General features: G+C 44.8%; 8 protein-coding genes. 1 reads left to right on the top strand and 7 read right to left on the bottom strand.

The annotated features are described in order from the left end of the window. From cobN to ACBR23_RS18700, 6 genes are all read right to left on the bottom strand, one after another. The coding region (gene cobN, locus ACBR23_RS18725; protein WP_371125671.1) for a cobaltochelatase subunit CobN at positions 1 to 3,518 on the bottom strand (3,518 nt) is incomplete at its 3' end. Positions 3,519 to 3,684: 166 nt separating this feature from the next. After that, positions 3,685 to 4,545, bottom strand: a complete 861-nt coding sequence (locus ACBR23_RS18720; RefSeq protein ID WP_341739476.1) for an EamA family transporter — start codon at positions 4,543 to 4,545, stop codon at positions 3,685 to 3,687. Further along, entirely contained in the window at positions 4,542 to 5,279 is a 738-nt protein-coding gene (locus tag ACBR23_RS18715; RefSeq protein ID WP_371120154.1) for an ABC transporter ATP-binding protein, read from the bottom strand. Before ACBR23_RS18715 ends, ACBR23_RS18720 begins: the two co-directional genes overlap by 4 nt. Before the next feature lie 159 nt (positions 5,280 to 5,438). Continuing rightward, entirely contained in the window at positions 5,439 to 6,251 is an 813-nt protein-coding gene (locus tag ACBR23_RS18710; RefSeq protein WP_371120155.1) for an ABC transporter ATP-binding protein, read from the bottom strand. A gap of 150 nt (positions 6,252 to 6,401) precedes the next feature. Beyond that, complete coding sequence (locus ACBR23_RS18705) at positions 6,402 to 6,650, bottom strand: DUF4926 domain-containing protein (protein ID WP_371120156.1); 249 nt, start codon at positions 6,648 to 6,650, stop codon at positions 6,402 to 6,404. A gap of 18 nt (positions 6,651 to 6,668) precedes the next feature. Continuing rightward, positions 6,669 to 7,001 carry a DUF6883 domain-containing protein gene (locus tag ACBR23_RS18700; protein ID WP_371116305.1) on the bottom strand — a complete coding sequence of 111 codons (333 nt, stop codon included), beginning with the start codon at positions 6,999 to 7,001 and terminating at the stop codon, positions 6,669 to 6,671. A 165-nt stretch (positions 7,002 to 7,166) separates the two neighbouring features. On the opposite strand from ACBR23_RS18700, the gene ACBR23_RS18695 reads away from it, so the two are divergent. After that, entirely contained in the window at positions 7,167 to 10,160 is a 2,994-nt protein-coding gene (locus tag ACBR23_RS18695) for a HEAT repeat domain-containing protein (RefSeq protein ID WP_371120157.1), read from the top strand. 59 nt (positions 10,161 to 10,219) lie between these two features. On the opposite strand, the gene ACBR23_RS18690 is transcribed toward ACBR23_RS18695, so the two are convergent. After that, positions 10,220 to 11,410 carry an RNA-guided endonuclease InsQ/TnpB family protein gene (locus ACBR23_RS18690; RefSeq protein ID WP_371120158.1) on the bottom strand — a complete coding sequence of 397 codons (1,191 nt, stop codon included), beginning with the start codon at positions 11,408 to 11,410 and terminating at the stop codon, positions 10,220 to 10,222. Positions 11,411 to 11,427: the final 17 nt, after the last annotated feature.

The following is an 11,427-nucleotide window of genomic DNA, read 5'->3' as shown; positions in this document are numbered from 1 at the left end:
GAATTAGCCCCCCCTTGGTAAGGGGGGGTTGGGGGGGTATTCATGGAATTAGCCCCCCCTTGGTAAGGGGGGGTTGGGGGGGTATTCATGGAATTAGCCCCCCCTTGGTAAGGGGGGGTTGGGGGGGTATGAGTGGAATTAGCCCCACCTTGATAAGGGGGGGTACTTGTATAGGCGTAACTGCTCCAATTAATGTAAGCTTTTGCTAAATCTCCATCATCTGTCCAGTTTTGAGCTTCAATTATGCCTTGAAGTCCCGCGCCGTAGGCACCCGGTTTGGAACCAAAGACGCGAAATTGCGATCGCAATTTAGCCTCTTCCCGACTCAAACCAGTCGATTCCCAATCTTGAATTTCCTGCTTAACCTGTGCTGCTAAAGGATTGCTTTCGGCTGGTTCATCTAAATCTGCCACAGCTTTTACCGCCGAATCAAACAAATCAATTAAATTAAAAAAAGCATCCCGAAAAAAGCCAGAAATTCGCAAAGTAACATCGACTCTGGGCCGTCCCAAAACTGAAATTGGCAAAACTTCAAAATCTACAACCCGGCGCGAAGGGCCATCCCAAACTGGCTGAACTCCGATCAATGCTAGAGCTTCTGCAATGTCATCTCCTCCGGTTCGCATGGTGGATGTTCCCCACACAGACAAGCCCAAAGTTTTCGGATATTCGCCATTTTCTTGGGTGTATCTTTCGATTAAAGTTTCGGCTGCAACTTTCCCAACTCTCCATGCGGTTTCTGTGGGAATAGCGCGGATATCTACGGAGTAAAAATTGCGGCCTGTGGGTAATACATCGGGGCGGCCGCGGGTGGGTGCGCCGGATGCGCCGCTGGCTATGTGGCCCCCATCTAAGCCACGCAAAAGATTGGTAATTTCTTGGTTTGTTTGGAGGAGTGATGGTAAAAGATAGTTTGCTATCCAGTCTATTTCTGGTTTGGTTGCTTTTCCTATGGGGAGATTTTTAATCGCCGATTCATGGGAGTCAACCGGGAGATTTTCGATTAATTTATCGACTAATTGGATGGCTTGTTCTTCTATTTCTGCTGTTAAATCGCCCGCTGTGCGCTGTTGAATTTGGGAGGTGGGATCGGAGGTTAAGGGGTCGAAATCATAGCCTGAGTCTTCTGCTAGGGCGCGGGTTAAGCCCGATCGCCCGTTGGTGGGATGGCGGGCGATCGCAATGATCAAATCTCTCAACTGTCGCCCTTGGGGGCACTGTCCAAAAATGTGCAATCCGTCGCGAATTTGGGATTCTTTGAGTTCGCAAAGATAGCCATCGGTGCGGGTGATAAATTCGGTAAATTCTGATTTATTTAGTTGAATTCCTAAGTCTTTGTCTAAGTTTTCTTTGTTGGTGAGGGCGACAATGCGATCGCGAATCATCGGTAATCGAGACGGGTCTAAGCTTTGCGCCTCGCAATATTCGTCGATTAAGGCCTCTAACTGCTGCAAAGGCCCATAAAGTTCGGCGCGAGTCATGGGCGGGGTGAGGTGGTCGATTATCACGGCTTGCGATCGTCTTTTTGCCTGGGAACCTTCCCCCGGATCGTTGACAATAAACGGATAAAAATTCGGCATCGCGCCTAATGCAACTTCGGGATAACAATTACTAGATAAAGCGACACTTTTACCGGGAAGCCATTCTAAATTACCATGTTTTCCGGCATGAATTATTGCCTGACTTCCAAAGTTTTGCCGCAGCCAATGATAGTAAGCTAGGTAATTATGAGTTGGTTCTAAATCCGGTGCGTGATAGTTCAAACTAGGGTCAATTTCATATCCCCGCGATGGTTGAATTCCCACAAACACATTCCCAAACTGAATCCCCGGAATCGGGAACAGGTTCGCCGTCAGTAGTTCCGTTTTTTCCCCCGTCGCCAACCCCCATCTATTACAAATTCCATCCTGTACTTGCTGCGGCAAAGTTGCAAAATATTCTTGATATTCCGCCAAATCTAAATATTGATTTATAGGGCGCAATTCCCGTCCTTCCGGGTCATTTGTCACGCCGGATGTGAGCATTTCAATTAACTCGTTGCCGCTGTGGGGAATATTATCTACTTGATAACCAGCTTGCTGCAAAGCTTTCAGGATTTCCACACAGCTAGCAGGCGTATCCAAGCCGACACCGTTGGCTAATCTGGCGTTGCGGGTGGGATAATTGGCGAGAATGATGGCGATGCGTCTGTTGGCTGGGGGAGTTTGTTTGAGGTTTACCCAGTTTGTAGTTAAATCTGCTACAAATGAAATGCGATCGACCGCAGCGACATAACCCACAACATCAGTTTCTAATTCGCTATTCCAAGTTTGGACAGCCTTAAAAGAAACCGCCCTCGTAATGATTTTCCCATCCACTTCTGGCAAAGCTACATTCATCGCCACATCGCGGGGCGAAAGTCCTTGCAAGTCACTTTCCCGCTGTTGTAAACCACCGCCACTAAATATGGCTTGCAAGACTGGAACATCTAATAATTTTAAAGTATTTTGTTCTGAGTCGGGACTGTTGAAACCTGAAACTGCAAAACTTGTCGTGTTCAGCAATAATTGAATTGGTTGTGCGTCTTTGGGTTGAAAATATTCCAGCAATTCCACTTGCAATTCAGGTTCCCGCAAGGAAGACACAAACACGGGAACGGGTATTAAGTCTCGCTCGGATAACGCTTGACAAAGTGCATCGATTGGTGCAAGATTTCCCGACAGATAATGAGCGCGATAAAATAAGATTCCTACCGTAGGGGCGGTGCCCCCGTGCCCGCCCTCTTCCTGTCCTTTAGCATCTGTTTCCAGCCCCGGAGATCCCCCCCAGCCCCCCTTAATAAGGGGGGAGCAAGAAGTGGTCAAAGTCCCCCTTGTTAAGGGGGATTTAGGGGGATCGGAATCAGGAATCAAAGTCCCCCTTGTTAAGGGGGATTTAGGGGGATCGGAATCAGGTTGAAAAGTTTCAAAACCAGCCCTCGCATTCCCTCCCCAATCATAAATTCCAACGCGGGAAACGGTTTGAGGTAAAGGTGGATGGTAAGCAGTTTTGAGACAAGTATCAGCCGCAAATTTTAGGGCATTCACAAAGTTTTGGACTCCGCCTTCTGTGAAGTAGCGCCATAGTTGATTGACTGCTGACAGCGATACATTTGAATGACTGATTAAATCGGGGTCTGGACTGTCCTCACCGGGCATTATAATCAGTTTAGCTTGGGTTTTTTCCACTGTTTCGCGCAGTATTTCCAAGCCATAAGACCAATAGGAACGCCCTCCTAACAACCTTAAAATAATTACCTGGGCGTGTTGTAAAATTTCTTCGGCATAGGTGTCAATGGTTAGTTGTTGCTGCAATTGCAGGAGATTCACCGCGCGCAGTTTGGGGAATTCTGCTGGTAGTTTTGATGCAGCGGCTGCGAGGGTTTGAATATCTGTATCAGCCGCACTAATAAATACGATTGGTGCGGGGGTTTGTTGGATGAATATTACTCCTTCGGCTTGGGGGTTCCAGCCTCCTGGTGTTGCGGCTATTTTGTGCATTAATTTTTAGTTTATGTTGATAAATAATGAAAGGTGCGATCGCTCTTAGTATAACATGACTTATTTTAAATCCGGTTGGATTAGAATAATTGAACCACAGAGGGCGCAGAATACGCAGAGGAAGAGAAGAGAGAGATGGATGATTTTCTGTTTCCGAGGTTTCTATCTATAAACTGATAACGAAAACTCCCAAAACCATGATGGCTGCGCCTAGTAATCTTTGTTGTATGTCTTTTTCTTTGAAAATAAAGTGACCGAACAATACACCCATTAAGACGCTAGTACGTTTAATTGCTATCACTTGTACTACTAAAGTTAATGTCAAAGCTTGCATTTGACAAAGCACTCCAATAGCATTGAAAAACCCCATAGCTGCTAGCATGGGTAATTGTTTGAGGATTTTGCGGCTGGGATTTGGGGTTTTGTGCAATAAAATTGGGAGTAGCAAGATACTCATTGTACCAAATATAGAAAATATCCAAAAAATTGGGGATGAATTTTGAACTCCTATTTTGTCAAAATTTGAAGTAATACTCCACAGGAATGCTACCATTAACATCAATTTCGGTCCTGGTTCTTTTACCAGTGCTTTGAAGGGGGCTAAATATCCCTGGGATTTATCTTTGATATTGAGTAAGTAAGAGCCTGATACGATTAGAAAAATGCCAATATAATCAAAAAGTTTGGGATATTCACCAACAATTAAGGGTGAAGTTAGCAACATGAATAGCGGTGTCAAAGCTACCAGGGGTACTGTCAGGGATAAATCTGATACTTTGATGGCTTTGATGTAGAGTAGGGCTGTGACAGCATTGATGCTACCTCCGATTAATAGGGCGACCCAAAATTGAGAGTTTAATGCCGGAATTCCTGTATAAATTACCCAGGGAGTCAAAGAGATGACTGAAAAGAATGAGAGGGACCAAGCGACGACATATTCGTCACTTTTTTTGAGATTTTGTTTGCCAAAAACGTCTTTGACGGCTTCAAAGAATGCGGTAAAAATTCCTAAAATTAACCAAGTCAACCTAAGTATGCCCTCCTCACTCGATCGTCATTTAGCAAATCTGATGCCAGGCCTGTGAGAGTAATGTTACCAGCTTCTAGTACATAACCTCGATCGGCAATTTGCAATGCTAAACTGGCGTTTTGTTCGACCAAGAGAATTGTAACGCCTGTGGAGCGCAAATGTTGAATAATCCCAAAGATTTCTTTGACTATGGCGGGGGCTAAACCCAAACTGGGTTCGTCTAATAGTAGCAGTTTTGGGCGCGACATCAACGCGCGGGCGATCGCCAACATTTGCTGTTCCCCACCGCTGAGGGTTCCCGATAATTGATTGCGGCGTTCTGCTAACCTGGGAAATAGTTTAAATTGGTACTCTAAATCAGCTTTTATGGCCACTGTGTCCGATCGCACATAGGCCCCTAATTCCAAGTTTGTCAACACCGTTTGCTGCGCCAAAACCCTTCTCCCTTCTGGGCTGTGGGCGATTCCGAGTTTGACAACTTCGTGGGCTTGGCGGCGGGTAATATCGCGCCCGTTATAGATAATTTGCCCTTGGTGCAAATTAACTATTTTGGAAATAGCCCTGAGTGTGGTACTTTTCCCCGCACCATTGGCACCGATGAGGCTGACAACTTCGCCTGCATTAATTGTGAGATTAATATTTTGCAGGGCTTGAATTCCGCCATAATTTACAGAAAGGTTTTTGAGTTCTAAGAGGATATTTTGAGTGGTTTTAGGTGGGGTTTCGTGCATTTTTTGTAACTTGATATGTTGATAATCTTACTCGTTCCCAGGCTCTGCCTGGTAACGCAGATCCAGAGGCTCTGCCTCGATTTCGCCTGTTACCAAACGAGGCAGAGCCTCTAGATATCGGTTCCCAGGCAGAGCCTGGGAACCAGTGAAACTGTTTATCTATTTTTCATCTCCCAAATAAGCTTCAATTACAGCAGGATCGTTCCTGACAATCGCAGGTTCTCCCAAAGCAATTAGTTGACCGAAATGTAGCACGGCAATGCGATCGCACAATCCCATCACCAGCGGTACATGATGCTCGATCAATATTACAGTTAAATTGAACTTTTGGCGCACTTCGCGGATAAATTCGCTTAATTTGTGCTTTTCATTCGGATTCATGCCCGCCGCTGGTTCATCTAATAACAATATTTGCGGTTCTAGGGCTAAAGCACGGGCAATTTCTAAACGTCTTTGGTCGCCATAACATAAGTTTTTGGCTTGTTCGCCAGCCCGATCGCCCAATCCGACCAATTCCAACAATTCCAACGCTTTTGCGTGGGTTTCGCGCTCCATTGCGTTCGCTGCTGGTAACGCAAATATGCCCGCTAGCAGTGATAAAACGGGATTGTGCGATCGGCTGTGGATGTGTCGTGCGATCGCCACGTTTTCACTAACATAAAGTTCCCCAAATAACCGGATATTTTGAAAAGTTCTGGCAATACCTTTATTCGCAATTTGATAAGGTTTCAATTGGGAAATATTTTCATTTTGATAAATCAGATTGCCACTAGAAGCAGGTATTAATCCAGTCATTACATTAAATAGAGTAGTCTTACCAGCGCCGTTAGGGCCGATTAGTCCAAATATCTCGTCTTTTTCAACTGTAAAAGATACGTTGTTTACGGCAATTAAACCGCCAAAGCGGCGAGTTAATCCTTGGGCGGCTAAAACCGGATTGGATTTTGAGAGATTAAGGGGTTCGGAAATCATCAAGTATGATAAAATAGTGATTATCTAATTATGCCTGAGACTTCGGCAAACACGAATAAATGCCATCATGTCATTGCGAGGAAGGAAGCAATTCGCTTGCGCTTTGGGATTGCTTCCTTCCTTTCGCTGCAAAACGGTTGTTGTGCCGCATTACACTGTCGCCATTTCATACTGGATATCGGGGGATGCTGGCTCAAAATGTAGTACCATGAATTGCTCTGGACGTAACCCGACAGACTCGTAAGTTCGTCCATTGCGATCGCTAAATTCAACTTCAAATGCAGCACCATCTGCTAGCATCTCAACTATCGTCCCAACCTGCCCGCGCCACAAATTGTACTGGGGAAGGTCAACGGTCAGGGCTACAACATCTAGCAATTTGCTTGTACTATTTATCATGTTTATCACCTACACTAATTACAAAGGATAACAGGTCGTTAATTTGGGAATTTCCGACCCGCGCTCAATGATCCAGCCACTCCGAAGAGTTGCATTTCTATTTTGCCATTCTATGCTAAAGTCGAGAGTGTAGCGTTGCCCAAATTCATCTTGCCTCCCTAACCGAGCTTCCTGAGTCTTAACGACTTCAAGCAAGATTTGGCGCAATTCCTCAGCATCGTCAGCCGTCATCCCCATAATTGACGAAAAAAGCCTTGCTTTGTGCTTGCCATCGTCGTGTTCTAAATTGAGGCAGTAATCACGAAGTTTACGAATATCAACAACTGCATTCTTTGCATTTGGAATGAGCATAGGAAAGCTGATACAGATAAGTAACTTTCAGTTTATCTCAAAATCTGCTTCACCACTGACAAGCACAAAATTACATCGCCCGGAGTCCCGAAAACAGTTTGATGAGAATGTATACACAATTATTCAAATGACTGAAACTGCTCCTCAAATACAAGGATTCAGGCCATGACAAAATACTACCAACAAAGATTAATTGCCGTAATTGCCCTCTCGTTTCTATCTTTCACATCGCCTTTGCTGTTGATTCGGAATGCTACGGCTGAAAACCTGAGCACATCCACGACTAATCCCAAAGAAATTGCCTCCCTCATTGAGAAGTTAAAAACTAACGATAAAAAGGAACTTGATGCAACTATTAAAAAATTAGTAAAAATAGGTGAACCAGCCATACCGGCTTTGATAGAAGCTTTGCAGGATCAGAATTTGCTAGTCCGCCGGAGTGCCGCCCAGGTTCTGAAACAAATTGCTGGCCCTGCTATTCCTGCCCTTGCTAAAGCCTTGAAAAACTCAGATGCAGATGTGCGTAGTGGTGGCGCCTCTGCCTTGGGGATAATCGGTGCAGAAGCTAAAACTGTGGCGCCACAGCTAGTTCCCCTGCTTAAAGACTCAGATGCAAAAGTGCGTAAGAGTGCAGCCTCTGCTTTGGATAATATCGGTGTAGAAGCTAAAACTGCTGTGCCACAGCTAATTCCTCTGCTTCAAGACTCAGACCCAAAAGTGCGTAGGAGTGCAGCCTATGTTTTGGGGAATATCGGTGTAGAAGCTAAAACTGCTGTGCCACAGCTAATTCCTCTGCTTAAAGACTCAGACCCAAAAGTGCGTAGCAGTGCCGCCGATGCTTTGGGGAATATCGGTGCAGAAGCTAAAACTGCTGTGTCGCAGCTATTTCCTCTACTTAAAGACTCAGACGCAAATGTGCGTAGCAGTGCAGCCTCTGCTTTGGGGAATATCGGTGTAGAAGCTAAAACTGCTGTGCCACAGCTAATTCCTCTGCTTCAAGACTCAGACCCAAAAGTGCGTAGGAGTGCAGCCTATGTTTTGGGGAATATCGGTGTAGAAGCTAAAACTGCTGTGCCACAACTAATTGCTCTGCTTCAAGACTCAGACCCAAAAGTGCCTAGCAGTGCAGCCTCTGCTTTGGGGAATATCGGTGCAGAAGCTAAAACTGCTGTGTCGCAGCTATTTCCTCTACTTAAAGACTCAGACGCAAATGTGCGTAGTAGTGCAGCCTATGCTTTGGGGAGAATCGGTGCACAAGCTCAAAAAGTTGTGCTGGAGATAGTTCCCCTGCTTCAAGACTCAGACGCTAATGTGCGTCGCAGTGCAGCCGATGCTTTGGGGAATATCGGTGCAGAAGCTAAAACTGCTGTGTCGCAGCTATTTCCCCTGCTTCAAGACTCCCAGACAAAGGTGCGTAGCAGTGCAGCCTATGCTTTGGAGAGTATTGCTCTTAGCCTTCAAGAAAAAGCAAAGACGCTAACTTTAACGGAGTTAAATCAGGCTGTATCAAATTTAGACTCAGCCTTGAAAATTTTGGCTGAACCTAAAGCTCATTTCTCACAACGAACGATCGCAAATATCCGTGTATACATCAAAGAACTCAAAGCCGAACAAAGCGAGCGTCTATTTGTCAAATCAATTCTCCAAAATCCCTACGTCTGGGGAACCGGAATTTACCTATTATTACTCTTTGGAACCTTTGCCATCCGCCCACTGTGGCTGCCCAGAATCTACGAAATCTTAAAACAGATCGGCTTCAAAATACCACTTCTCGGTACAGATGTATCCCTCGGTTTTTTGCTATTTCTCAAATACCATCCCAGAGTCCTCGATGCTTGGGTGACAGCACACATCCAAGCCACGCAGAAGGAATTTCAGAAGCTGGAAACAGTGCACGATATGGAAATTTTTGTTCCCATTCGCGTCGAACTCAACAACAACAAAACTATGAGCACCCTCAAAGGCAAAGATTTACAGCCCACATTTGCTCAAAAGCGCGGCTGTTTGTTGATTTGGGAAGAAGGGGGAGCAGGAAAAACCAGTTTAGCTTGTCAGATTGGCAAATGGGCGATGTCCGATCGTCCTGAAGAACGCATTTGCAATCATCGAATGCTGCCAGTTCTAATCGAAGAAGAACTAAACATTAAAGTAGCAGAAGGCAAACAGCCATTAATCGAAGCAATTCGCGGTAAATTGCAAGATCTAACCGACACTGCCGAGCCGATTTATGAAGAATTATTAGAACAATTGCTCAAACAGCGGCGCATCCTAGTCATCGTCGATCACCTCTCAGAAATGAGCGAACATACACAAACAGCAATTCGACCGGGAATGCCAGATTTCTACGTGAATGCTTTGCTCGTAACTTCGCGGCTGGAAGAACCTTTAGATCTAGTCACGAAGACAGCAATCAAACCTCTCCGCATTGCGGGAAATAGACTGTCATCGTTCATGGAAAGCTATCTCAGCCAACGGCAAAAGCGCGACTTATTCAGCGATACAGAATTTTTAAATAACTGTATCCAACTATCCACAATCGCCGGCGACAGAAATATAACTGTTTTGCTAGCAAAACTCTATGCCGACCAACTCATTGCCAAGAAAGAAGGGGCAACAGACGGCAATTTACCGAATAATATTGCTGAGTTAATGCTGCAATACTTAAACCAACTCAACCGCAGTGTAACAGAGGATAAATTCAGCGATTCCACCGTCCACAAAGATGCTAAAATCATCGCTTGGGAATGCCTGAAGCCAAAGCCAACCTATTGCCCCGCAGCGGCAAACCGTCAAAAAGCGATAGATGCTCTGGGTGAAGAAAATGCAGAATCACGGCTCAAGTATCTAGAAGAAAAACTCAGCATCATCCAAACAATAGGTGTCGCCCACAACAAAATCCGCTTTGCTTTAGCTCCGCTAGCCGAGTATTTAGCTGCGTTGTATTTGCTAGATATTAACGGAACTGATGAGAGTAAATGGCAAGATTTCTTGAACAAAGCAGACTCCCAAAATTCACCAGAAGGAATCAAAGGTTTTATGCTAGCAGTAAAAGATTGCTATCTCGATAAAATTCCCGGTGCAAAAGATACCGATTTTCTGCCACAAGAAATCACATCACGCTATAATGTAACAATTACCGCAGTGGCTGTATCTCCTTAACATCTCGCAGGGATAATTGTTTGACACTCCCTGGCGTGAACGCACGAGGATTCTTTGATCTACGACATGACTTGCTGATGCAGGATTTCTCCAGCAAAAGTAGAGGAATCATCTCCCAAAGCGTTGCTTGCATTTAATGCAAAGGTTCCGGTATGCCCTACCGTACCCAATCCTCGACTGAGGATATTTCTAGCTGCATTGAAGTCTCTATCCATTACACAACCACACTGACAAACGTGTGTTCTAGTAGATAGCGTTTTCTTGACAATTGCACCACAGCTAGAGCATTCTTGGCTAGTATATTGCGGATTAACCGCAACCGTGACTTTCCCAAATACTTTGCCAAAGTATTCAAGCCAGATACGGAACTGATACCAAGATGCGTCGTTAATCGACTTCGCCAAACAGTGATTCTTCGCCATATTCTTGATCCTCAAATCTTCGTAGGCTATCAAGTCGTTTGACTGAACTACGCACCTTGCAAGTTTGATTGCATGGTCTTTGCGCTTCCTACTTATTTTGAGGTGGCGTTTTCCTAAAATCTGTCTAGCTTTGCCTCGATTCTTTGAAGCTTTAACTTTTCTGGAAACACGACGTTGACAACGCTTGAGGACTTTTTCACCTTTTCGGAGGAATCTCGGATTTTCAACCATCACTCCGTTGGAATCGGTATAATATTCTTTCAGTCCTACGTCTAACCCAATGGTATTCCCAGAAGATTCCGTTTGTTCTTTTCGGTGAACATCAATAGAGAATTGAACATATACGCCCGAAGCCCGTTTCACCAATCTCACCCGTTTTATTTGGCTAAAGGAGTAAAAATGTAAATCCCGTGTTCCTTTGAGTTTGAGTTTCCCAATTCCTTTTTTGTCGGTAAACTTAATCGACTTCCGATCTTCTGCTAACTTCCATCCAGTAGATTTATACTCAACTGAGCGACAATCTTTCTGGAATTGCGGATATCCTTTTTTACCAGGAATTCCTTTTTTGCAGTTCTCATAAAATCGGGAGATAGCAGACCAGGCTCTCTCAGCGCTAGCTTGTCTAGCTTGAGAGTTGAGTTCCGAGGCAAACGGAAAGTCACCAGCCAATACAGCGCAATATTTGTTCAAATCATACTTGTCCACTTTCTGGTTGTCCATCCAATAGCGTAAACAGCTATTGCGGACAAATTGGGCTGTACGAATTGCTTCATCTACTGCTGTGAACTGACTTGATTTTCCGTAGGCTTTGAACTCAAAAACTAGCATGGCTTTACCTCTTATTT

The sequence above is a fragment of the Microcoleus sp. genome, from assembly GCF_041354475.1.
In the GTDB taxonomy this organism is placed as follows: domain Bacteria; phylum Cyanobacteriota; class Cyanobacteriia; order Cyanobacteriales; family Microcoleaceae; genus Microcoleus.
This window is presented reverse-complemented; position numbering and strand designations above follow the sequence as displayed.

Bases quoted from the DNA above. Each gene is read 5' to 3' on its own strand.
- ACBR23_RS18715 (WP_371120154.1), bottom strand. From the start codon at position 5,279: ATGCACGAAACCCCACCTAAAACCACTCAAAATATCCTCTTAGAACTC.
- ACBR23_RS18710 (WP_371120155.1), bottom strand. From the start codon at position 6,251: ATGATTTCCGAACCCCTTAATCTCTCAAAATCCAATCCGGTTTTAGCC.
- ACBR23_RS18705 (WP_371120156.1), bottom strand. From the start codon at position 6,650: ATGATAAATAGTACAAGCAAATTGCTAGATGTTGTAGCCCTGACCGTT.
- ACBR23_RS18700 (WP_371116305.1), bottom strand. From the start codon at position 7,001: ATGCTCATTCCAAATGCAAAGAATGCAGTTGTTGATATTCGTAAACTT.
- ACBR23_RS18695 (WP_371120157.1), top strand. From the start codon at position 7,167: ATGACAAAATACTACCAACAAAGATTAATTGCCGTAATTGCCCTCTCG.
- ACBR23_RS18690 (WP_371120158.1), bottom strand. From the start codon at position 11,410: ATGCTAGTTTTTGAGTTCAAAGCCTACGGAAAATCAAGTCAGTTCACA.